General features: G+C 71.5%; 22 protein-coding genes and 2 pseudogenes. 6 read left to right on the top strand and 18 right to left on the bottom strand.

What is annotated here, in order from left to right:
• Positions 1-27 precede the first annotated feature (27 nt).
• The 4 genes from REH65_RS24045 to REH65_RS24030 are packed head-to-tail and all read right to left on the bottom strand — an operon-like array spanning position 28 to position 2,477.
• Entirely contained in the window at positions 28-228 is a 201-nt protein-coding gene (locus REH65_RS24045; RefSeq protein ID WP_406689181.1) for a hypothetical protein, read from the bottom strand.
• Complete coding sequence (gene hisH / locus REH65_RS24040; protein WP_406689180.1) at positions 225-854, bottom strand: imidazole glycerol phosphate synthase subunit HisH; 630 nt, start codon at positions 852-854, stop codon at positions 225-227. Before hisH ends, REH65_RS24045 begins: the two co-directional genes overlap by 4 nt.
• Positions 855-858: 4 nt before the next feature.
• Positions 859-1,779 (bottom strand): transketolase family protein, encoded by a 921-nt coding sequence (locus REH65_RS24035; RefSeq protein WP_406689179.1) that lies wholly within the window; start codon positions 1,777-1,779, stop codon positions 859-861.
• Complete coding sequence (locus REH65_RS24030) at positions 1,776-2,477, bottom strand: thiamine pyrophosphate-dependent enzyme (protein WP_406689178.1); 702 nt, start codon at positions 2,475-2,477, stop codon at positions 1,776-1,778. The genes REH65_RS24035 and REH65_RS24030 overlap by 4 nt, the downstream gene beginning before the upstream one ends.
• A 78-nt stretch (positions 2,478-2,555) precedes the next feature.
• Here REH65_RS24030 and soxR point away from each other — a divergent pair, with 78 nt between their 5' ends.
• A complete protein-coding gene (gene soxR, locus REH65_RS24025; RefSeq protein ID WP_406689177.1) occupies positions 2,556-3,017 on the top strand; it encodes a redox-sensitive transcriptional activator SoxR in 462 nt (153 codons plus the stop codon).
• Positions 3,018-3,113: 96 nt separating this feature from the next.
• Here soxR and REH65_RS24020 read toward each other — a convergent pair whose 3' ends face one another.
• Both REH65_RS24020 and REH65_RS24015 read right to left on the bottom strand, forming a co-directional pair.
• Positions 3,114-3,794, bottom strand: coding sequence for a response regulator (locus REH65_RS24020; RefSeq protein WP_406689176.1), 681 nt, complete (start codon positions 3,792-3,794; stop codon positions 3,114-3,116).
• A 16-nt stretch (positions 3,795-3,810) separates the two neighbouring features.
• Positions 3,811-5,387: pseudogene (locus tag REH65_RS24015) on the bottom strand (ATP-binding protein).
• 156 nt (positions 5,388-5,543) lie between these two features.
• Between REH65_RS24015 and REH65_RS24010 the strand changes: the two are divergent.
• A complete protein-coding gene (locus REH65_RS24010) occupies positions 5,544-6,905 on the top strand; it encodes a cation:dicarboxylate symporter family transporter (RefSeq protein WP_406689175.1) in 1,362 nt (453 codons plus the stop codon).
• Positions 6,906-7,071: 166 nt separating this feature from the next.
• Here the strand turns inward: REH65_RS24010 and REH65_RS24005 are convergent, their stop codons facing one another.
• From REH65_RS24005 to hisD, 4 genes are all read right to left on the bottom strand, one after another.
• Complete coding sequence (locus REH65_RS24005) at positions 7,072-7,626, bottom strand: phospholipase domain-containing protein (protein WP_406689174.1); 555 nt, start codon at positions 7,624-7,626, stop codon at positions 7,072-7,074.
• Positions 7,627-7,761: 135 nt separating this feature from the next.
• Positions 7,762-8,382 carry an imidazoleglycerol-phosphate dehydratase HisB gene (gene hisB, locus REH65_RS24000; RefSeq protein WP_281454693.1) on the bottom strand — a complete coding sequence of 207 codons (621 nt, stop codon included), beginning with the start codon at positions 8,380-8,382 and terminating at the stop codon, positions 7,762-7,764.
• Positions 8,379-9,497: a histidinol-phosphate transaminase gene (locus REH65_RS23995; RefSeq protein ID WP_281454694.1), complete on the bottom strand. Its 1,119-nt coding sequence runs from the start codon at positions 9,495-9,497 to the stop codon at positions 8,379-8,381. Before REH65_RS23995 ends, hisB begins: the two co-directional genes overlap by 4 nt.
• Positions 9,498-9,679: 182 nt before the next feature.
• Positions 9,680-10,990, bottom strand: a complete 1,311-nt coding sequence (gene hisD, locus REH65_RS23990; RefSeq protein ID WP_281454695.1) for a histidinol dehydrogenase — start codon at positions 10,988-10,990, stop codon at positions 9,680-9,682.
• Between the two features lie 226 nt (positions 10,991-11,216).
• Between hisD and REH65_RS23985 the strand changes: the two genes are divergently transcribed.
• Together REH65_RS23985 and REH65_RS23980 are read left to right on the top strand one after the other, a co-directional pair.
• Positions 11,217-12,482 (top strand): M14 family metallopeptidase, encoded by a 1,266-nt coding sequence (locus REH65_RS23985; protein WP_406689173.1) that lies wholly within the window; start codon positions 11,217-11,219, stop codon positions 12,480-12,482.
• 73 nt (positions 12,483-12,555) lie between these two features.
• A complete protein-coding gene (locus REH65_RS23980) occupies positions 12,556-13,230 on the top strand; it encodes a hypothetical protein (protein WP_406689172.1) in 675 nt (224 codons plus the stop codon).
• A gap of 204 nt (positions 13,231-13,434) precedes the next feature.
• Here REH65_RS23980 and REH65_RS23975 read toward each other — a convergent pair whose 3' ends face one another.
• The 7 genes from REH65_RS23975 to REH65_RS23945 all read right to left on the bottom strand — a co-directional run bounded on the left by REH65_RS23975 (position 13,435) and on the right by REH65_RS23945 (position 19,508).
• Positions 13,435-13,593, bottom strand: coding sequence for a hypothetical protein (locus REH65_RS23975; protein ID WP_281454698.1), 159 nt, complete (start codon positions 13,591-13,593; stop codon positions 13,435-13,437).
• Between the two features lie 67 nt (positions 13,594-13,660).
• Positions 13,661-14,323: an ABC transporter ATP-binding protein gene (locus tag REH65_RS23970; RefSeq protein ID WP_281454699.1), complete on the bottom strand. Its 663-nt coding sequence runs from the start codon at positions 14,321-14,323 to the stop codon at positions 13,661-13,663.
• Positions 14,296-15,261, bottom strand: a complete 966-nt coding sequence (locus REH65_RS23965) for an ABC transporter ATP-binding protein (RefSeq protein ID WP_406689171.1) — start codon at positions 15,259-15,261, stop codon at positions 14,296-14,298. The genes REH65_RS23970 and REH65_RS23965 overlap by 28 nt, the downstream gene beginning before the upstream one ends.
• Positions 15,258-16,124, bottom strand: coding sequence for an ABC transporter permease (locus REH65_RS23960; RefSeq protein WP_406689170.1), 867 nt, complete (start codon positions 16,122-16,124; stop codon positions 15,258-15,260). The genes REH65_RS23965 and REH65_RS23960 overlap by 4 nt, the downstream gene beginning before the upstream one ends.
• Entirely contained in the window at positions 16,117-17,124 is a 1,008-nt protein-coding gene (locus REH65_RS23955; RefSeq protein WP_406689169.1) for an ABC transporter permease, read from the bottom strand. Before REH65_RS23955 ends, REH65_RS23960 begins: the two co-directional genes overlap by 8 nt.
• On the bottom strand, positions 17,088-18,572 hold the full coding sequence (locus REH65_RS23950; RefSeq protein WP_406689168.1) for an ABC transporter substrate-binding protein: 1,485 nt from the start codon (positions 18,570-18,572) through the stop codon (positions 17,088-17,090). The genes REH65_RS23955 and REH65_RS23950 overlap by 37 nt, the downstream gene beginning before the upstream one ends.
• A gap of 246 nt (positions 18,573-18,818) precedes the next feature.
• Positions 18,819-19,508 (bottom strand): DUF2848 domain-containing protein, encoded by a 690-nt coding sequence (locus REH65_RS23945; protein WP_406689167.1) that lies wholly within the window; start codon positions 19,506-19,508, stop codon positions 18,819-18,821.
• A 60-nt stretch (positions 19,509-19,568) separates the two neighbouring features.
• On the opposite strand from REH65_RS23945, the pseudogene REH65_RS23940 reads away from it, so the two are divergent.
• A pseudogene (locus REH65_RS23940) lies at positions 19,569-20,862 on the top strand (MFS transporter).
• Here the strand turns inward: REH65_RS23940 and REH65_RS23935 are convergent.
• Positions 20,828-21,454 carry a GntR family transcriptional regulator gene (locus REH65_RS23935; RefSeq protein WP_406689166.1) on the bottom strand — a complete coding sequence of 209 codons (627 nt, stop codon included), beginning with the start codon at positions 21,452-21,454 and terminating at the stop codon, positions 20,828-20,830. The pseudogene REH65_RS23940 and the gene REH65_RS23935 sit on opposite strands and share 35 nt — an antisense overlap.
• 270 nt (positions 21,455-21,724) lie before the next feature.
• On the opposite strand from REH65_RS23935, the gene REH65_RS23930 reads away from it, so the two are divergent.
• On the top strand, positions 21,725-22,516 hold the full coding sequence (locus REH65_RS23930; RefSeq protein WP_406689165.1) for a carbon-nitrogen hydrolase family protein: 792 nt from the start codon (positions 21,725-21,727) through the stop codon (positions 22,514-22,516).
• Positions 22,517-22,612: the final 96 nt, after the last annotated feature.

The raw sequence follows: 22,612 nt of genomic DNA, 5'->3' as shown, positions 1-22,612 counted from the left end.
ACCTCGGCGGCGAGCACCCGGGACCGCTCAGCGGCGCGACTTCTCGCTGCGCACGATCGCCACCACCGGCACGCCCAGGACCACCAGGCTCAGCGCGATCACGCCGAGCAGCGGCACCCCGGCCTGGATCAGGTAGGGGCCGCCGACGGTGAAGGCGATGCCGACTGCGAGCACCAGCGCGATGACGCGGACCGCGTTCGGGCCGAACAGGCCGTGCCGCCGGGTCACAGCACGTCCAGCCAGTTGCGCAGCAGCCGGGCGCCGGCGTCGCCGGACTTCTCCGGGTGGAACTGGGTGGCCATCAGGGCCCCGTTCTCCACCCCGGCCACGAACGGCTCGCCGTGCTCGGCCCAGGTCACCCGCGGCGGGGTGATCGAGTCGGAGCTCTCCAGCTCCCACTTGCGGACCGCGAAGGAGTGCACGAAGTAGAAGCGCGTCTCGGGGTCCAGACCGGCGAACAGCACGCTGTCGGTCGGTGCCTGCACGGTGTTCCAGCCCATGTGCGGGAGCACCTCGGCGTTGAGCCGCTCGACGGTGCCGGGCCACTGGCCGCAGCCGTCGGCCCGCACCCCGTGCTCGACGCCCTGGTCGAACAGCACCTGCATGCCCACGCAGATGCCCAGCACCGGGCGGTCCCCGGCCAGCCGCTGATCGATGATCTTGTCGCCGCCGACGCCCAGCAGCCCGTCCATGCAGGCCGCGAACGCGCCGACGCCGGGCACCACCAGACCCTGCGCCTCGACGGCGGCACGATGGTCGGCGGTCACCTCGACGTCGGCGCCCGCGCGCTGCAGAGCGCGCTCGGCGGAGCGGAGGTTGCCTGATCCGTAGTCCAAGATGACGACTCGTGCCACGCGCTCAGGCTACCGGGCTCGCGCCACCCGATTCGTCCTGCCCGCGCAGGAAGTGGGCGATCTCGCCCGCGAGCCCGCTCGGACCGAGGCCGTGGGCGGCCTCGTGCTCGTCGGCGGTGCCGTAGGCCCGCAGCTCGCGATCCCGCCGCACGCCCAGCGACAGGACCCGGTGCGGGACGTCGGCCAGCGCGGCGGTGACCTCGTGCGTCGAGGTGCCGCGCAGGTAGGGCTCGACGAGCACCACGTCCGGGTGCGCCGCGCGCACCGCGGCGCGCAACCCGCCGGTGTCGAAGGGCCTGATGGTGGCGGTGTAGAGGACGGTGACGTCCATCGCGGCGGTGGCGGCCAGCACCGGTGCCAGCATCGGGCCGACGGCCAGCACCACGCCCTCGCGACCGTGCCGCACCCGGTGCCAGCCGGGTCCGCCCACCAGCGGCTCGGCGTTGACCCGATCGGAAAGCCGCAGGTAGACGGTGCCGTCGTGGGCGAACTCGCGGCGCAGCAGGGCGTCGACCTCGGCCGGGTGACCGGGCACGTGCACGGTCCAGCCGGGCAGCGTGTCGATCAGCGCGACGTCACCGGGAGCCATGTGCGTGCGGCCCGCCGTCGGGTAGTCGTAGGAGGCGCCGGTGCTGACCGCGATCGCGCCCGTTCCCTGGTGGGAGAGGTCGAGCTTGAGCTGCTCGAAGGGCCGTTCCACGACGAACGGCGTGATCGAGTGCAGCACCGGCCGCATCCCGGCCAGCGCCAGTCCCCCGGCGACGCCGACCATCGCCTGCTCGCGGATGCCGACGTTGAAGATCCGGTCGGCGTGCCGGGCCTCGGTGAAGCGGTCGGACGAGATCTCGGCCAGCACCAGCGCGATCCTCGGGTCGGCGTCCATCGCCTCGGTGGTGGTGCGCACGAACTGCTCGCGCATGCTCATCGGGTTCCTCCTCGCGGTTCGACCTCGGCGACGACCGCGAGCGGGCGGTCCTCGGACGTGGCGTTCAGGGCCTGGGCCAGGGCGGTGTGGTCGCGACCGTCGACGACGCGGGTCGCCCAGCCCTCGCGGGCGAAGCGGTCGGCGATGCCGCCGGGCCAGCCGGTGCTGGACGAGCGGTTGTCGACCACCACGGTGGTCAGCCGTCCCAGCCGCCAGCGGCCGGCGACCTGGATCGCCTCGTGGTTGCTGCCCTCGTCGAGCTCGGCGTCGCCGACGAGCACCACCACGCGGGGCTCATCGATCCCCTGCGCGCGCAGCCCGAGGGTGAGGCCGAGCGCGAGCGGGAGGCCGTGGCCGAGCGAACCGCTGCCGATCTCCACGCCGGGCACGAGCACCCGGTCCGGGTGGAAGCCGAGGCGGGAGTCGAACTCCCCGAAGCGGTCCAGTTCGGACGGGTCGAGGAAGCCCTTGGCCGCCAGGACCGCGTAGTAGGCCATCGGGCCGTGGCCCTTGGACAGCAGGAAGCGGTCGCGCTGCGGGTCGTCGACGCGGTCCGGGCTCACCGACAGGACCTGGTCGTGGAGCACCCAGAGCACGTCGAGGGTGGAGGTGGCGGCGGAGTCGTGCTTCTCGTCGCCGGTCATCCGGGTCATCAGCGGACGCAGGTCCGCGTACTGGAGTTCCGTCGTGATCGCCATGCCGCCCAGGATTCAACTTCGAGTTAAGTCGAAGTCAACGTCTCCACCAATGTGAAGGTCTCGGCTAGCCTGGCGAACGTGACGAAACTACCCGCGCTGCTGACCATCGGGGAGGTCGCGCACCGCAGCGGTGTCGCCCAGACCGCGCTGCGCTTCTACGAGGAGCGCGGCCTGATCACCTCGACCCGCACCACCGGCAACCAGCGCCGCTACCAGCGAGCCGTGCTGCGCAGGCTCGCGTTCATCCGCGCAGCCCAGCGGGTGGGGCTGAGCCTGGAGCAGATCTCCGACGCCCTCGCCACCCTCCCCGACGACCACGCCCCCACCAAGGCCGACTGGACGAGGCTCTCGAAGCGCTGGCGCGACGAGCTCGACGCCCGCATCGACGGCCTGCAGCGCCTCCGCGACAACCTCACCGGCTGCATCGGCTGCGGCTGCCTCTCGCTGCGCACCTGCATCCTCCACAACCCCGACGACCGCTTCGCCGAACTCGGCCCCGGCGCTCCCCTCCTCCGCCCCAAAACCGACCCGCAGGCATGACCACGCCACCCCTCCCGCGCGGTCCCCACGATTTCAACGGAAGTCGGGAACCCGATTTCCGTTGAAATCAGGGGTCCGGGAGGTGACCAGGTGGGGTCAGGGCTCCCCGACCCAGGTGTAGGTCATCTCGGGGCGGCCGACCGCGCCGTAGGTGGGGAGGCGTTCGACCATGCCCGTGCCGGAGAGGTATTCGAGGTAGCGGCGGGCGGTGACGCGGGAAACGCCGGCGGCCTCGCCGACCGCGCCCGCCGAACCCCCCGAGGGCATGGCTCGGAGGGCGGTGATGACGGCGGCGAGGGTTTCCTCGCCCATGCCCTTCGGGAGCGCCTGGCGGTCCACGCCGCGCAGGGTGGAGAAGGCGCGGTCGATCTCGGCTTGGCCCTGCACCTCGCGGTCCTGGCCGAGGGTGGCGCGAAAACGCGCGTAGTGCTCCAGCTTTTCCCGCATCGCGGCGAAGGTGAACGGCTTGAGCAGGTACTGCACGACGCCGCTGGAGACCGCCGCGCGCACCACCTTCAGGTCCCGGGCCGAGGTCACCGCGATGACGTCGATCGGCAGTCCCGCGGTGCGCAGCGCGCGGGCCACCTGCAGCCCGTCCATGTCGGGCAGCCGCAGGTCCAGCAGCACCAGGTCCACCGAGGTGTGCTCGACGAACCGCAGCGCCGCCTGCCCGGTGCGCACCCGCCCGGCGACGCTGAATCCCTCCACCCGGTTGACGTAGGCCTCGTGCGCCTCCCCGGCAACCGGGTCGTCCTCGACCACCAGCACGGAGATCATCGCGCCACCTCCGGGATCATCGCGCCACCCCCGGCAACCGCACGGTGAACACCGCGCCGTCCTCGCCGCCGACGTCGATGGTGCCGCCGTGCCGCCGCACGCTCTGCCCGACCAGCGCCAGCCCGAGCCCGCGGTCCCCGGGCTTCGTCGACCAGCCGCGCCGGAACAGCTCGTCGGCGTCGGCGGGCACGCCGGGACCGTTGTCGGCGACCCGGATCAGCACACCGTCCGATGTGGACCGCAGCGTGACCTCCACGCGCGGGTTCGGCCGGTCGGCCACCGCTTCCACGGCGTTGTCGATGAGGTTCCCCAGGATCGTCACCAGGTCCCGGGTTTCGAGGTGCTCCAGCGCCGCGTCGTCGACCTCGGTGTCCTCGCCGAGCACGACCTCCACGCCGCGCTCCCCCGCCTCGGCGCTCTTGCCCAGCAGCAGCGCGGCCAGCACCGGCTCGCCGACGGCGCCGACGACCTGATCCGTGAGCCGCTGCGCGAGGTCCAGTTCGGAGGTGGCGACCCGACGGCCTCCTCGGTCCGGCCGAGCTCGATCAGAGAGACGACGGTGTGCAGCCGGTTCGCGGACTCGTGGGCCTGCGAGCGAAGCGACTCGGCGAAGCCGCGCATCGAGTCGAGCTCGCCGCTGAGCGCCTGGAGCTCGGTGTGGTCCCGCAGCGTCACGACGGTGCCCAGCTCGCGGCCGTCGCTGCGCACCGGGGACACGTTGACCAGCAGCACGCGGTCGTCGGTGAGGTGCACCTCGTCGCGGACCGCGCGGCGGCCGAGGGCGTCCACCAGGGACGGCGGCAGGTCCAGCGCGGACACCTGCTCGCCCTCGACCTCGGCGGAATCCAGCGACAGCAGCACAGCGGCGCCATCGTTGCACAAGGTCACGCGCCCGTCCGGCGCCACCAGCAGCAGCCCTTCGCGGACCGCGTGCAGGATCGCGTCGTGGTACTCGTACATCCGGGACAGCTCCGCCGGGCGCATGCCGTGGGTGTGCCGCCGGATCCGCGCGTTCACCAGGTAGGTCAGCACCCCGCCGAGCAGCAGAGCACCGCCCGCCACGAGCAGCAGCACGGTCAGCTGCCTGCGCAGCTCGTCGGTGAGCACGCGCACGGTGATGCCGTCGGCCACCAGTCCCACCAGCCGGGAATCGCGGTAGACGGGCACGACCGCGCGCACCGACGGGCCGAGCGTGCCGGTGTAGGTCTCGACGAGCATCCGGTTCGGGTCGATGTTGCCGCGGAACGGCTTCCCGATCCGGGACGGGTCGGGATGGGTGTAGCGGATGCCCTGCGGGGACATGATCGTGATGAAGTCGACCCGGGTGTCGGCGCGGATCCGCTCGGCCAGCGGCTGCAGGGTCGCGGTCGGGTCCGGCCCGACCAGGGCGTCGGCCACCGCGGGCTGGTCGGCCAGCGTGCGGGCCACGGCCACGACCTCGCCGCGCGCGGCCTCGGTGGTGCGGCGGTCGGCGTCGTACCAGGCCAGACCCGCTCCGGCGAGCACGACGACGGCCACGACGACGATCTGGAGCACGAACAGCTGGCGGGCCAGGCTCCACCTCGGGGCGAACCGGTTTCGGTATCTGGACATCACTCACTCATGTCGCCGGTGTGAACACAATGAACAGAAGCGAGACGGCGTTGATACAAAGCTCGCATAGTCTCCGACCAGATCTTCCCGTGACCTGGGACACGCACGGTGAGTCGTCCGTGACCCGGAGGCACCGGCCCCGCAAGGAGTTCAACAGTGGCAAGCAATGATGCTGCGCCGACGAAACGTCGGGACAGAACGCATTACCTCTACATCGCGGTGATCGTCGCCGTGGTGGCGGGCATCGTCGTCGGATTCGTCGCCCCCGACGTCGGCAAGGCCCTCAAACCGCTGGGCACCGGCTTCGTCAACCTGATCAAGATGATGATCTCGCCGATCATCTTCTGCACGATCGTGCTCGGCGTCGGCTCCGTCCGCAAGGCCGCCAAGGTCGGCCGGGTGGGCGGCCTGGCGCTCGCCTACTTCATGATCATGTCGGTGGTCGCGCTGGTCATCGGCCTGATCGTCGGCAACGTGCTGCACCCGGGAGAGGGCCTGCAGATCACCGACGCGCTGCGCGGCTCGGGCGCCGAGCAGGCCGGTGAGGAGTCGCAGAGCACCACCGAGTTCCTGATCGGGATCATCCCGAAGACGCTGGTCTCGGCCCTGACCGAGGGCGAGGTGCTGCAGACGCTGCTGGTGGCGCTGCTGGCCGGGTTCGCGCTGCAGGGCATGGGCTCCAAGGGCGAGCCGATCCTGCGCGGCATCGAGCACGTCCAGCGCCTGGTGTTCAAGATCCTGGCGATGGTCATGTGGGCCGCCCCGGTCGGCGCGTTCGGCGCCATCGCCGCGGTGGTCGGCGCCACCGGCGTGGACGCCCTCAAGGGCCTCGCGGTGATCATGCTGGGCTTCTACACGACGTGCGCGGTGTTCATCTTCGTCGTGCTGGGCGCGGTGCTGTGGCTGTTCGCGCGGGTCAACATCTTCTCGCTGCTGCGCTACCTGGGCCGCGAGTTCCTGCTGATCCTGTCGACGTCCTCGTCGGAGGCGGCGCTGCCGCGGCTGATCGCGAAGATGGAGCACCTGGGCGTGAGCAAGCCGGTCGTGGGCATCACGGTGCCCACCGGCTACTCGTTCAACCTCGACGGCACGATGATCTACCTGACGATGTCGTCGCTGTTCATCGCCAGCGCCCTGGGCGACCCGCTGTCGATCGGCGAGCAGGTCGGCCTGCTGCTGTTCATGATGATCGCGTCGAAGGGCGCGGCGGGCGTCAGCGGCGCCGGTCTGGCCACCCTGGCCGGCGGCCTGCAGTCGCACCGGCCGGAGCTGCTCGACGGCGTCGGCCTGATCGTGGGCATCGACCGGTTCATGTCCGAGGCCCGCGCGCTGACGAACTTCGCGGGCAACGCGGTGGCCACGGTCCTCATCGGTTCCTGGACCAAGGAGCTGGACCGCGACCAGATGCAGCAGGTGTTCACCGGGAACTCGCCGTTCAACGAGCAGACGTTCGTCGACGACGGTGTCTCCGCCCCCGAGGAGAACACCCCGGAGGAGAAGGCCCCCGAGAAGGTCTGACCCCCGACGTGGAGCCGCCCCTCGCCTCCGCGAGGGGCGGTTCCGCGTTTCCGGAGTTGCGGTCCCGCTGGTAGCCCCTCACCAGGGGACGGTTTTAGCCATAATTGACCGGACAAAACGGACTTCGATCATGGGTGATTATGGCTAAAACCGTCCCCTGGTGACGCTAAGCACCGAGGCCGGGCACCGCCTTGCCGAGGATCCTGCGGTGGAACGTCGCGTCCTCGGCCACCACGGCCTCCAGGTCGTAGTGACCGTGCGGCGCGGGCCAGAACAGCGGCAGCGCACCGCCCGCCGCGACCTGGACGTGCGTCTCGTGCTCGATGTGCGCGAGAGCCCGCAGCTCCAGCTGAACCTCGTGCGGACCGCTGTTGCGGAGTTCGAGCGCGAGCCCCCGCTCGGTGTGCCGGGCCTGGACGTCGACCGCGGCCGCGTGACCGCGCTGCGAGCCGCTGAGCTCCATCCGGATGCCGCCGGGTCCTTCGACCACGACGTGGTAGTCCCCGCCGAACCGGACGGGCACGTACTTCTCGCCGAGCACGTCCACGTGCAGCGGCTCAGCGGTCCCGCCGCGAACGGCGAAGCGCGCGAAGTCCGGCCCCACGTAGCCGAGGCGCAGCGCGACGACCTCCCCGTCCACGACACCACCGACCTGCGGCAACGACGCCGCCCCAGCAGCGGTGTCGAGGGCTGCGGGGTCGGGTCGGGAGGAACCTGGCACACCCCGATCGTCACCCCGTCAGGACACGCGGAAGCTGCCCGGAGGTGGCCGGGAGGTGAACCGCACCTCGACGAGGAACGACGTGACCCTCCGCCGCACCGCGGCCACCTGCGGTGATGGCCTGCGGCGGGGAGGTTACAGCGCGCCCTTGGTGGAGGGGACGACTCCGGCGAAGCGGGGATCGGGCTCGACGGCGGCGCGCAGGGCCCGGGCGATCGCCTTGTACTCGGCCTCGGCGATGTGGTGCGGGTCCCGGCCGTGGATCACCCGCGTGTGCAGGTTGATCTGCGAGTGGAACGCCAGCGACTCGAACACGTGCCGGTTCAGCACGAACGGGTAGTTCCCGCCGATGGTGAAGGTGTTGTACTCCTCCGGCTCACCCGTCATCACGCAGTACGAGCGGCCCGAGACGTCCACCGCGGCGTGCGCGAGGGTCTCGTCCATCGGGATCCAGGCGTCGCCGAAGCGGCGGATGCCCTTCTTGTCGCCCAGCGCCTGCCGCAGCGCCTGCCCGAGCACGATCGCGGTGTCCTCGACGGTGTGGTGCGCGTCGATGTGGATGTCACCGGTCGACTTGACCTTGAGGTCGAACGCCGCGTGCGTGCCCAGGGCGGTGAGCATGTGGTCGTAGAACGGGACCGTGGTGTCGATGTCGACCTGGCCGGTGCCGTCGAGGTCGAGCTCGACCAGCACCGACGACTCCTTGGTGGTGCGCTCGACGCGGCCGACCCGCGTGCCGGGCTGGAAAGTGCTCACCGTGCGATCTCCTCGATGACTGCCTTGCTCGCCGCCAGGAACGCGTCGTTCTCGGCGGGCGTGCCGATGGTGACCCGCAGGTGACCGGGGATCCCGACGTCGCGGATCAGCACGTCGGAGTCCAAGTAGCGCTGCCAGGCGCGGTGCGCGTCGGCGAAGCGCCCGAACAGCACGAAGTTGGCGTCGCTGGGCGCCGGGGTGAAGCCGAGCTCGGTCAGCGCGGCCACGACCCGCTCGCGCTCGTCGATCAGCGCCCGCACCGACCCCAGCGTCGCCTCGGCGTGCCGCAGCGACGCGCGGGCGGCGGCCTGGGTGACCGCCGAGAGGTGGTACGGCAGCCTGACCAGCAGCAACGCCTCGATCATCGCCGGGGCGGCGGCCAGGTAGCCCAGGCGTCCGCCGGCGAAGGCGAAGGCCTTGCTCATGGTGCGGCTGACGATGACCTTCGCCGGGAACCGCTCGATCAGCTCCACCGCGCTGGCCTGCGCGGAGAACTCGGCGTAGGCCTCGTCCACCACGACCACGCCCGGAGCGACCTCCAGGACCGCCAGCAGGTCCTCGGGCGCGATGGACTGACCGGTCGGGTTGTTCGGGCTGGTCACGAACACCACGTCGGGCTGCTTCTCGGCGACCAGCCGGGCCGCCTCGGCACCGTCGAGGCTGAAGTCCTCCCGGCGCGGCGCGGGCAGCCAGTCGGTGCGGGTGCCCGCCGACAGGATCGGGTGCATCGAGTAGGAGGGCTCGAAGCCCAGCGCCGTGCGCCCCGGCCCGCCGAACGCCTGCAGGATCTGCTGCAGCACCTCGTTGGAACCGTTGGCGGCCCAGACGTTCTCGGTCGCCAGCGCGACGCCCGTCGCCTCCGTCAGGTAGGCGGCGAGGTCGGCGCGCAGGGCCGTGGCGTCGCGGTCCGGGTACCGGTGCAGGTCGGTGGCCGCCTCCTGGACCGCGGCGGTCACGTCGGCGACCAGCTCCGGCGGCGGCGGGTAGGGGTTCTCGTTGGTGTTGAGCCGGACGGAGACGTCCAGCTGCGGCGCCCCGTAGGGGCTGCGGCCGCGCAGGTCGTCCCGCAGCGGCAGGTCGGCCAGCGTCGTGTCGGCGCCGAGCACGTCACTCATGGGTGTCCTTCATCGTCTTTTCGCCACCTAAGCAACCGGCACCGCCGGAGGTTCTCAGACGTTCTCCGGTGAGGACGGCCGCAGCGTCGTGCATTGGCATGCACGAGTCGCGGATCCCGGAGCCCGAGGGCGTCTGAGGTTCTCCTACCTGCACCGCTGCGGCAGCCGAATTATCCATTTTTTCAGAAGCGGGCGGTCACGGCCTGGCCGTGGGCGGGCAGGTCCTCGGCGTCGGCCAGCGCGACGACCTGGTCGGCGACGTCGCGCAGGGCCTGCTCGCTGTAGGAGATGACGTGGATGCCGCGCAGGAAGCTCTGCACGCTCAGGCCCGAGGAGTGCCGGGCGCAGCCACCGGTGGGCAGCACGTGGTTGGAGCCCGCGCAGTAGTCGCCGAGCGAGACCGGGGCGTACGGGCCGACGAAGATCGCGCCCGCGTTGCGGATCCGCGCGGCGACCGCCTCGGCGTCGGCGGTCTGGATCTCCAGGTGCTCGGCCGCGTAGGCGTCGACCACCCGGACGCCGTCGTCGATGCCGGAGACGAGGATGCAGCCGGACTGCCGCCCGGTCAGGGCGGTGCGGATGCGCTCGACGTGCTTGGTCTGGGCGACCTGGCGCTCCAGCTCGGCGTCGACGGCGTCGGCCAGCTCCTCGGAGGTCGTCACCAGCACGCTGGCGGCCAGCGTGTCGTGCTCGGCCTGGCTGATCAGGTCGGCGGCCACGTGCACCGGGTCGGCGGTGCCGTCGGCCAGCACGGCGATCTCGGTGGGCCCGGCCTCGGAGTCGATGCCGATCAGGCTGCGCAGGTGCCGCTTGGCGGCGGTGACGTAGACGTTTCCGGGGCCCGTGACCATGTCGGCGGGCAGCAGCTCCGCGCCGTCGGTGTCGTGACCGCCGTAGGCCAGCAGCGCCACCGCCTGCGCACCGCCGACCGCCCAGACCTCCTCGACGCCGAGCAGCTGCGCGGCGGCCAGGATCGTCGGGTGCGGCAGGCCGCCGAACTCGGCCTGCGGCGGGCTGCACACCACCAGCGACTCGACACCCGCGGTCTGGGCCGGGACCACGTTCATGATCACGCTCGACGGGTAGACCGCCAGCCCGCCCGGCGCGTACAGGCCGACGCGGGCGACCGGCACCCAGCGCTCGGTGACGGTGCCGCCGGGCACGACCTGGGTGGTGCTGTCGGTGCGGCGCTGGTCGGCGTGCACCCGGCGGGCGCGCGCGATCGACTCCTCCAGAGCGGAGCGCACGGTCGGGTCGAGCTCGTCGAGCGCGCGGGCCAGCTCCTCGGCGGGCACGCGCACCCGCTCGGGGCGGACGCCGTCGAACTTCTCGGTGTGGTCGAGCACCGCGTCGACGCCGCGGTCGCGGATGTCGTCGATCACCGGCCGGACCCGATGCAGCACGTGCTCGACGTCCATCTCGGCGCGCGGCAGCGTGGCGCGCAGCTCGACGGTGGACGGAACACGACCGCGCAGGTCGGAGCGGGTGAGCATGAGCAACCTTTCCGAGCGGGGAACTACACCGACCAGGGTAATCGCAGCCCACCCGCGGTGTCCGCGAACCCGGCCCGGGGTCACACCGACACACCGGCGGCGTGTCGGGACCAGCTGTGAAATGGGAAAACGCTCAACCGGAGGCCATAGTTCGCCATGCGGTTGCCCTGGGACCCCACCTCTTGGACTCTTCCGTGGTCACCTCCAGTGATCGATCGGAGTTCCGATGTTCAGTTCACGGCGCAAGGCAGCGCTGGTCGCCGCGGCGGCCGGGCTCGTCCTGCTGGCACCGGTTCAGGCCGGCCTGGCCGCAGAACCGACCGACACGTCCGCTCAAGAGCGGGCCGTCTACTCGGTCCCGCACACCGACAGCGCATCCCGGACGGAGATCAACCGCAGCGGCGCGGAGGTCCTCGGGGTCACCAAGGACCAGGTCGCCAGCGTGGAGGCGACGGCAGCGGAAGCCGAGCAGCTGCGCGCTCGCGGTTTCCAGCTCACCGAGCAGACCAAGGTCGCCGACTCGCTGCAGCGCCGCAACGGCGCGCAGCCCAAGGCCCCGGGCGATTTCCCGCCCGGTGATGAGGCGTACCACAACTACGACGAGATGGTCGCCGAGCTCGACAAGACGGTGGCCGACCATCCGGACCTCGCCGCGAAGGTCAGCGCGGGCAAGTCCTTCGAGGGCCGCGACATCCCGGTGCTCAAGATCAGCGACAACGTGGCCACCGACGAGGACGAGCCCGAGGTCCTCTTCGACTGCAACCAGCACGCGCGCGAGCACCTGACCACCGAGATGTGCCTGCACATCGCCCAGCGGTTCACCGACAACTACTCGGACCCGGCGGTCAAGGAGTCGGTCGACAACCGGGAGATCTGGATCATCCCGTCGGTCAACCCGGACGGCTCGTCCTACGACGTGGAGTCCGGTGAGTACCAGGGCTGGCGCAAGAACCGCCAGGACCAGGGCACCGACATCAACCGCAACTGGGGCTTCAAGTGGGGCTGCTGCGGCGGCGCCAGCGACGACCCCGCCGACGAGACCTACCGGGGCACCGAGGCCTGGTCCTCGCCGGAGGCCGCGGCGATGCGCGACTTCATCGACTCCCGCGTGGTCGGCGGCGCCCAGCAGATCAAGGCGGCGGTGGACTTCCACACCTACTCCGAGCTGGTGCTGTGGCCCTTCGGCCACACCTCCGACGACGTCACCGAGGGCATGACCCAGCAGGAGTACGACCGCTTCGCCCGCGTCGGCACCGAGATGGCCGGCACCAACGGCTACACCCCGCAGCAGTCCAGCGACCTCTACGTCACCGACGGCGACAGCCTCGACTGGATGTGGGGCCAGCACAAGATCCTGGCGTTCACCTTCGAGATGTACCCGTCCAACGGCGGCGGTCTCGACGGCTTCTACCCACCGGGTGACGTGATCGAGCGGGAGACCGTCCGCAACGACGCCGCGGTGGACGTCCTGCTCCGGGAGGCAGGCGCCTGATCCGGCCAGGAGGGGGATCGGGAGGGCCCGGGGTGTGCGCACCCCGGGCCCTTTCTCCCGCGATAATGGCGCCATGACCACCGCGACGACGATCCGCCCGCCCGCGCTGGTGCGCCGGGGCTCGTGGATCTACTGCCCCTTGCTCGGCGCGGCGGCGGGGTTCCTGCTGCGGGTCGTGGCGGCGTGGGTGGCGGGCCTGCCGTGGGCACCGTTCCAGGGCGTGTTCGAGCTCGCCGCCTCCGGCGCGGACCCGTGGGGGATGCTGGTCGCCATCGCGCTGGGCGCGCTCATCGGCCTGGGCTTCGCGGGCCTGTTCGCGCAGGAGCGGCTGAAGGTGACGGTGGGCGGCGAGCAGGTGGTGCTGGCGACCGGGCGGCACGCGCACGAGATCCCCGGCGGCGACGTCGACGCGGTGTTCACCGAACGCGGGCACCTGGTGCTGCTGGACGGCACCGGCGCCGAGCTGGCGCGCCGGAAGTCGGGCCTGGACCGGCTGGCGCTGCGCGACGCGTTCCGCGCGCACGGCTACGCCTGGCGCGATTCCGACCCCTACGCGGGCCGCTACGAGCTCTGGACCGAGGAGACCCCGAAGCTCTCGCTGCGGGTGAACACCCTCATGGCCGAGCGCGACCGGGCGTTGCGCAGGCGCGACCACAAGGAGGCCGCGCTACTGCGAACTCAACTGGCGGAACAGGGAATCGTCCTCCGCGACGGCCACAAGAAGCAGCACTGGCGCAAGGTCGACTGATCCGTCAGGCAAGCGGCGAAGCCGCTTTACTCCTTACCCCGAGCAAGCAACCGGCACCGCCACGGGTTCTGACACGTCTTCTGGTGAGGACAGCAGCCGCAGCGCCGCGTACTGGGCGTACATCAGTCGCGGATCCCGGAGCCAGAAGGCGTGTCAGGTTCCGCTACCCGCACCGCCAAGCACATCGCTCGAGTTGAAGAAGAATCAGGACAGCATCAGGACGATGGTGCCGACGAGGATCCCGGTGACCACGACAGCGGCCGCCACCATCATGATCAGGCGCATCTGCGGGTTGCCACCGTCGGATTCGGTGTGCACGCGCTCTCGCCACTGGACGAAGGTGGTGCCTTCTTGCTCGCTCACGTCATGCTCCTGAGGGTCGTTCGTACTTCTTCGAGCGGCTCCCCGAGCACCGCATTGCGCCACAATGTCATATCAACTCGGATACTTGAAGCACACGGTCCGCCCATCGGGTCAGCAGCGCCTCGTCGTGGCTGATGGCCAGCACTCCCGTGTCGTGTTCCCGGGTTTGCCGGTCCACGACGCGCACGAGAGCGGCGGTCGTGGAGGCGTCGAGCATGGCCGTCATCTCGTCGCACACCAGGTAGCGGGGCCGCGGGGCCAGCGCGCGGGCCAGGCAGGCGCGCTGCAGCTGGCCGTCGCTGACCTCGTGCGGCCGACGCGTGAGGAGCTCGTCGGTGAGGCCCACCTCGTCGGCGATCTCGGCGATGTCACCGGTTTCGCCGCGAGCGCGCAGCGGTTCGGCGATGATGTCGCGGAGCGTGAAACGGGGATCGACGGCCGGACGCGGGTGCTGGAAGACGATTCCGATCGCCTTTCGCGTTTCCGGAGGTGTGCGGTGCCGGAAACCCGTGATGTCAGCGCCATCGAGCGACACCCGTCCGGACCACGGCCGGTGCAGCAGCGCCAGCACGCGCCCCAGCGTCGACTTGCCCGACCCGCTGGGACCCGCCAGCCCCAGCACCTCGCCCTCGGCGAGATCGATGCTCGCGCCGTCGAGGACCGGCCTGCCGCGCCGGTACCCGACCACGACGTCGGTGGCGCTCAGCACGGCGCGTGGGCGGCGATCCACCGCTCGCCGCGGTTGAGCAGTTCCGGATCTCCCGTGCAGGGCGCGAATCCGGGCTGGTCCGGACGGCGTTGGCAGTACACGCAGCCCCACTCCCCTTCGATGCGATCGAGTTCGGTCAACGACGGCGGGTGGCCGGGGATCGGCTCGAAACCGCCCTCCGGCAGGGCCGCGAGCAGCCCCGCGGTGTAGGGGTGCCAGGGCTCGCCCAGCACCTCCTCGGCCGGTCCCGCCTCGACGATGCGGCTGGCGTACATCACGGCGACGTCGGTGGCCACGCGCCGCGCGGCAGCCAGGTCGTGGGTGATGAGCAGGACCGCGCGGCCGTCGGCGGCGGCCTCGGCCAGCAGGTCGACGGTGCGGTGCACCAGCGGCCGGTCCAGCCCGGTGGTCGGCTCGTCGGCCAGGACGATCCGCGGATCTCCGGCCAGGGCCAGCGCGAGCGCGACCCGCTGCGCCATCCCGCCGGAGAGCTCGTGCGGATAGCGGTCCAGGTCGGCGGGGTCGAGGCCGACCCGGCGGGCGAGCTCGTCGGCGTCGGCGGGTCCGCGCAGCGCCTGCGCGGTCTCGGCGAGCTGGGCGCGCGCGGTCCGCACCGGCGTGAGGTGCGTGCTCGCCGACTGCGGCACCAAGCCGATGCGGCGACCGCGAATCCTCCCGGCCAGCACCGGTTCCGGGGCCGACAGCAGATCGGTGCCGTCGTCGAGCAGGGCCCGGCCGCGGGTTTCGGCGTTGCCGGGCAGCAGTCCCAGCAGCGCCGAGGCCAGAACCGACTTGCCGCAACCGGATTCGCCGACGAGCGCCAGCACGCGACCGGGCCGCAACCGCAGCACGGCGTCGCTGACGGCGCGCACCAGCACCCCGCGCGGCAGCCGGAACCGGACCGAGAGGCGTTGCAGCGTCAGCAGATCCGTCGTCTCGGGGGCACGCAGGTCGGTCACAGCGACAGCTCCGATCGTCGACGCGGCACGATCCGGTCCCGCCAGGTCGCCGCCAGGCCGGACACCGCCAGCGTGGTGGCCACCAGCAGGACCGACGGGAACAGCACGATCCACCAGGCGCCCAGCAGCACGGCGTCGCGGCCGTCGCCGAGGAGGGTGCCGATGCTGGCCAGGTGCGGCGGCAGTCCCAGGCCCAGGAAGCTCAGCGCGGTCTCGTGCCACACGGCGTGCGGCACCAGCAGCACCGCCGAGAGCGCCGCCTGCGGCACGATCGCCGGCAGCAGGTGCCTGCGCAGGATCCGCGCCCGCGACGACCCGCCCGCGATGGCGGCGTCGACGTGCGGCCGCTGCCGCAGCGACAGCACCTCGGAGCGCACGACCCGCGCCACCGTGGTCCAGTGCGTCAGCGCGATCGAGCAGATCACCGCCACCAGGCTCCCCCGGTACAGCGCGACGATGACGACGCCGAGCAGCAGGTGCGGCACCGAGTTCACGGTGTCGACCAGCCGCATCAGCAGCCGGTCGGGCCAGCCGCCGAGACCGCCCGCCACCACGCCGACCAGCGATCCGAGCACCGTGGACACCAGCGCGCTGAACGCGGCCACCAGCAGCGACACCCGCAGCCCGGCCATCGACTGGGCGAACAGGTCGCGACCGTTGGAGTCGGTGCCGAAGGGGTGCGCGAGGCCCGGTGCGAGGCGGACCTCCTCGTAGCTCACCGCCCGGCCGCCCAGCAGCACCGGCACGACCGCGGCGCCGAGCACCAGCAGCGCCAGGACCGCCAGCGACGCGCGCAACCGGGTGCGCGGGCGGGCGCGGGTGACCCCGGCGCGGCCCGCGGGTTTCCAGGTCAGCTCAGCCATCGGCGGCCACCCTCGGGTCGGCCGCGATCGCGGCGACGTCGGCCAGCAGCGAGCCCAGCAGCACCGCCGCGGTGGCCACCAGCGTGACCATCGCCAGCAACGGGTAGTCCACAGCGGTCGCGGCGGTGACCACGGCGCCGGCCAGACCCGGCCAGGAGAAGACCTCCTCGACCAGCACCGTTCCGGTGACCAGCTCCGGGATGCGGGCGCCGACGAGGGTCACGAACGGCAGCAGCGCGGTGGGCAGGGCGTGGCGCAGCACCACGACCCGCTCGGCGAGACCGCGCGCCCGGGCCCCGGTGACGTGGTCCTCGGCCAGCGAGCTCAGCATCGACTGCCGGACGTGCAGCACCAGCCACGGGGTCTGCGAGATCCCGAGCACCAGCGCGGGCAGCACGAGGTGCTCGGCGATCTGCGCGAACGTCGCCTGCTCACCGGCGTCGGTCAGGCCCGCCACCGGCAGCCAGCCCAGGCCCAGCGAGAACACCGCGATCGACAGCAGCGCCAGCACGAACGGCGGCACGCCCTCCAGGGCGTGGCCGACCGCGGTGACCAGCCGGTCGACGGCACCTCCCTGGCGCCAGGCCGCGATCGTGCCGCCGACCAGCGCGAACACCACCGCGAGCGCGAGCCCGGTGGCCGCCAGCAGCGCCGTCCACGGCAACCGCTCGGCGACGACCTGCGCGACCGGTTGGCGCATCGACCGCGACACCCCGAGGTCGCCGGTGAGCACTCCGCCGAACCACTGCCAGAACTGCACCAGCACCGGCCGGTCGAGGCCGAGCTCGGCGCGCACCCGCGCCACGTCGGCGGCCGAGGCGGTGAACAACCGCACCCCGAAGTACTGGTCGACCGGGTCGAACGGCGAGGCCGCGGCGAGCAGGAACACGCCGAGCGCGACGATCACCAGCACCGGGACGGCGAACGCGAGGCGCCGCAGCACCAGGCGCCCGAGGGCCCGGGTCATGCGCGCGGCTTCCAGGTCTCGACGTTCCACCACGGACCCCAGGTGGTGCCGTGGGTGTGCGGCTCGACCGGCGCCTGGTAGCCGGTGTGGTCGCCGTCGCGCAGCACGTAGCTGTGGTCGATGAACGCCAGGTACACCAGGCCCGGGTCGGCGACGTAGGCGCGCTGGGCCTGCCGGTAGAACTCGGCGCGGCGGGCCGGGTCCAGTTCGCGGCGGGCCGAGTCCAGCGCGGCGTCGACCTCGGCGTTGCGGTACTGACCGGGGTTGTTGTAGGTCCCGGTGCCGATCACCGAGGAGCTCAGGCTGGAGTACACCTGGGCGTCCGGGTCGATCGGGTTGCCGCCGCCGAGCACGATGCCGTCGGTGTTCAACCGGCCGGCGACCGCGGAGCGGTCCACCCCGGCGAGCTCGACCTCGATGCCGATCTCGCGGGCGTCGGAGGCGAAACCCGTTGCCAGATCGCGGCGGAGGCTGTCGTCGGCGAAGTACAGGACGGTGAACTTCGCGCGGGTGCCGTTGCGCTCGCGGATGCCGTCGGAGCCGACGCGCCAGCCCGCGTCGTCGAGGATCCGGGCCGCCTGGTGCGGGTCGTGCGGGAAGGTCGCGGCGGGCTCGTGGCTGGCGCCCATCGACGGCGGGATCGGGGCGTGGGCGGGTTTTCCGTGACCGCCGAGCAGCGCCTTGATCATGCCCTCGCGGTCCACGGCGAGGTTCAGCGCCGTGCGCACGGCCCGGTCACCGGCGACGGGGTGGCCGTTGGGCAGCGCGATGCTGCGGTAGTCGGCGGTTTCGTGGTGCACGACGCGGAAGCCGTCGCGCGCGGCGGATTCGGCGAGCACCGGGGGCAGCACGGTGCCGTCGAACTCACCGGCCGCTAATCGCTGGGCGCGGGTGTTGTCGTCCTTGGCGAACACGACGGTGATGTCGTGCACGGCCGGCGGGCCGCCCCAGTAGCCGGGGTTGGCGCGCCAGGTCATCTGGTCGCCTTGGCGCCACTCGACGAGCTGGTACGGACCGGTACCGACGGGACGGGTGTTCAGCGGCGAGTTCTCCTGCGGGGCGGGGGTTTTCAGCGCCTCGTCCGGGAGGATGCCCAGCACCAGCTTCGACGGCCAGGCCGAGTAGGGGAACTTCAGGTCGAAGCGCACGGTGTGCGGGTCGACGGCCTGGACGTCGGCGAGCATGTCGTAGTCGGAGGACACCGTCGAGGCGTAGGCGGGGTCGATCGCGGCCCGGTAGGTGGCCACGACGTCCTCGGCGTCGAAGGGCGTCCCGTCGTGGAACCGCACGCCGTCCCGCAGCTTCACGGTCCAGCTGGTGGCGTCGGCGTCGGCCTGCGGCGCTTCGGTCGCGAGAGCGGGCCGCAACTCCTCCCGCCCGTCGAAGGCCAGCAGCCCGTCGTAGAACTTCGCGGCCCCCTCGACCCCGTACCCGAGCAGCGGGTTCAAGCTCTCCGGCTCGTACCCGTCGGCCAGCAACATCGCCCCGGATCCCTCGCCCGATCCGGGCCCCGAAGGAACCGAACACCCGGCGACGACGACCCCCACCACCGATAACCCGACGACCCAACTCCGACGTTTCAGCACACACGCACCATAAGGGCTATTGCAAAACTTTCTCAATAACCATGAGATCTTCCTCCCCCAACACGCCCGACCGCGGGGGCACCGGACGAAAACCCCGGTTTTCATCGCGCGGAAACCGGGGTTTTCGACGTGCGGGGACCGTCAGGCCACGGGTTGTGGCATCTGGTGGACCTCGTAGGCGCAGGTGATGGTGTCCGAGGTGCGGGGGTCGGTGAGGTCGACCCGCCAGGTGGGGGCGAACTGGTCGACGTCGGGGGTCATCGGGATGGTGCCGGAGATGAGGACGGTGCCGGGTTCGGCGAGACCCCGGGCGCGGAGCTCGTCGAGCCAGTAGCGCGGGGTGAGGAGGTCCGCGAGGGTGCCGTCCTGGATCTTCTCGCCGCCCGCCCAGGCCGTGAGGGTGATCTCGTCGAGGTGGCCCTCGACGTCGGCCAGGCGCCAGGCCTTCCGGCCGAGGACGTCGGGGCCGGCCTGCTTGCTCCAGGCGACCCCGTGCACCTCCAGCTCGCGGTCGGTGTGGTCGCAGGCGACCGTGAGCAGCACGTCGTCGTCGGTGATCACCAGCGCCCACTCGGCCTCGCCGGAGGTCCGGCCGTGCTGGACCGGGACCACGTCGGCCTGCATCGCCAGGTACGGCGCCACGGGGTACAGGCAGGGCGTGCGGGTCGGGGCGGGCACGCCGAGCTCGGCGAGTTCGGCGACGTGAGCGGCCACGTCCTCCTGGCTGCGACCGGCGTAACCGGCGTTGAGCAGCGTCTTCACCCTGACCTCGACGGTCCGGCCTGCGACGTCGAAACGAAGCGGAAACACAGCGACCCTCCCATTCGGCATACTTCTTGTATACAGTTCGTATCACACTTTGCCGGTGCACCTGGAAAATCGAGGGAGCCCATGACGAACGCGACAGCCGCCAGACCGGCGCGCAAGGACCTGATCAAGGCCTTCGTGGCGAGCCTGAGCGGAACGTCCCTGGAGTGGTACGACTTCGCCGCCTACTCCGTCGCCTCGGCCCTGGTGTTCGGCCAGCTGTTCTTCCCCAGCCACGACCCGCTGTCGGGAACCCTGCTGGCGTTCTCCACCTACGCCGTCGGCTACGTCTCCCGCCCGCTGGGCGGATTCGTCTTCGGCAGGCTCGGCGACGTCCTCGGCCGCAAGCAGGTCCTGGTGATCACGCTGCTGATCACCGGGATCTCCACCGTCCTCATCGGACTGCTGCCCACCCACGACCAGGTCGGCGCGCTCGGCGCGGTGCTGCTGGTCGTGCTGCGCTTCGCCCAGGGCGTGGGCATCGGCGGCGAGTGGGGCGGCGCGGTGCTGCTGTCCAGCGAGTACGGCAGCGACGAGCACCGCGGCTTCTGGGCCTCGGCCGCCCAGATCGGCCCGCCCGCCGGGAACCTCCTCGCCAACGGCGTCCTCGCCGGACTGGCCGCGGGGCTGACCTCCGAGCAGTTCATGTCCTGGGGCTGGCGCGTGGCGTTCCTGCTCTCGGCCGTGCTGGTGGTCTTCGGCCTGTGGATCCGCGTCAAGCTGGAGGAAACCCCGGTCTTCCAGGAGATCCAGCAGAGGGGCGAGCAGGCGGGAGCCCCGGTGCGCGAGGTCCTCACCCGCGAACCCCGCGCGCTGATCTCCGGCATCCTCTCCCGCGTCGGCCCGGACGTGCTCTACGCGCTGTTCACCGTCTTCGTGCTCACCTACGCCACCCAGCAGCTGGACGTGCCCAAGAGCTGGGCGGTCACCGGCGTCATGCTCGGCTCCTCGCTGCAGCTGTTCCTGATGCCGCTGGCGGGCGCGCTGTCGGACCGGTTCGGACGCCGGCGGATCTACGCGATCGGCGCGGTCGGCGGACTGGTGTGGCCGTTCGTCTTCTTCCCGCTGGTCGGCGGCGGTTCCGCCGGGCCGCTGATCTTCGGCGTGATCGTCGGGCTGATCTGGCACGCGCTGATGTACGGGCCGCAGGCGGCGTTCATCGCCGAGCAGTTCAGCCCGGAGCTGCGCGCCACCGGGTCCTCGCTCGCCTACACGCTGGCCGGGATCGTCGGCGGAGCGCTGGCGCCGCTGCTGTTCACCTCGCTCTACGCCTACTTCGACACCTGGGTCGCGCCCGCCTGCTACCTGGCGGCGACCTGCGGTGACGCTGGTGGGCCTGGTGCTCAGCCGGACTGCAGCACCTGCCGGGTCGCGCTGAGGTGCTCGGTGATCGCCGCGGTCGCGGCCTCCGGGTCGCCCGCGGCGAGCGCCGAGACGATCGCTTCGTGCTCGGCCAGCACGGACTTGCGCCGCCCGTCGGACCGGAACAGCGCCTCGACGCCGGCCCGGACCTGGCGGGCGCGCAGGCTGTCGTAGGTCTTGGACAGCATCTCGTTGCCGACGGCCGCCACCAGCGCCGAGTGGAAGCGGTGGTCGCGGTCGATGAACTCGCGCGCCTGGTCCTCGCCGAGCTCGCGCTGCTCGTCGAGGTGCCTGCGCATCTCCTCCAGCGGCACCGCGTCGAGCTCGACGGCCCGGCGCGCGGCGTAGCACTCGATCATCGCCCGGATCTCGAACAGCTCGCCGATCTCCCGGCCGCCGACGGGCGCGATGTAGGCCCCGCGCTTGGGCACCAGCTGCACCAGCTCCTCGGCGGCCAGCAGCAGCAGGGCTTCGCGGATGGGCGTGCGCGACACGCCGATCTCGTCGGCGAGGGCCTGTTCGTTGACGAACTGCCCCTGCATGCCGGGGTCGCTCAGGACGGTGTCCTTGAGGTGGGCGTAAGCGACTTCACGTCCGGACGGCAACACGAACCCCTTGCTTGCATATCGTCGGTATACAAGCATCATATCGGTCTCAGACCGGTACCACTCACTTTGCGTGGCGGTGCCGGTAGGGGAACCTGATCGGCTCCGTGGACTCCGTGCGCCGCTCCTTGAGTGTGCCAATACGAGGCGTCCCGGCGTACTCGCCACGAAGCCGATCAGAACCCCCGGCGGTGCGAGCTGCGAGCGCACTCACCGCAGGAGAAAGTGGCTCCGCCACTTGAGAACGGACCTCGTCGAAGGGTGGTTGTGGTTATGCGGATCGCGTTGTGCCAGATCGTGTCGGGTCCGGATCCGGAGGCGAACCTGGAGCTGATCGCCGATGGCATCCGGCAAGCCGCGGAGGAGGGCGCCGATCTCGCGGTGTTCCCGGAGGCCGCGATGGCCTGCTTCGGCGTGAAGCTGGGGCCGCTGGCCGAGCCGCTCGACGGGCCGTGGGCGACGGAGGTCCGCCGCCTCGCCGACGAGGCCGGCATCGCCGTGGTCGCCGGGATGTTCACCCCCGCCGACGACGGCCGGGTCACCAACACGCTGCTGATCACCGGCCGCGGGTTGGACACCTCCTACGACAAGATCCACCTGTTCGACGCGTTCGGCTTCGCCGAGTCCCGCACCGTGGCCCCCGGCTCGAAGCCGGTCGTGGTGACCCTCGACGGCGTCGGTGTCGGCTTCACCACCTGCTACGACGTCCGGTTCCCCGGCCTGTTCCAGAAGCTCGCCGACGAGGGCGCATCGGTGATCGTCACTCCCGCCTCGTGGGGTTCCGGCGAGGGCAAGGTCGAGCAGTGGGAGCTGCTGGTGCGCGCCCGCGCGCTGGACTCCACCTCCTGGATCGTGGCCTGCGGCCAGGGGGACCCGCGCAGCATCGGCCGCGAACCCTCCGGCAAGGCCCCGACCGGCGTCGGCCACAGCCTCGTCGCCACCCCGCTCGGCCTGGTCCACGCCCAGCTCGGCGCCGAACCCGAGGTCAGGATCGTCGACATCGACCCCACCGCGGTCGAAGGAGCCCGTCAGGCGGTCCCGGTGCTCACCAACCGGCGTTTCTGACGGCTGGACTGCTGCACAGGGGTCGCGATCACATGCGGTAACTTTTCCCTACTCCAGGTGATCTGATCCCGTAAACTCCCAGTCCGGAGGTGTTGT

The organism is Saccharopolyspora sp. ID03-671 (assembly GCF_045278815.1).
GTDB lineage: Bacteria > Actinomycetota > Actinomycetes > Mycobacteriales > Pseudonocardiaceae > Saccharopolyspora > Saccharopolyspora ipomoeae.
Note: the sequence above shows the minus strand (reverse complement) of the source record. Positions and strands in the feature narration are given on the sequence as shown.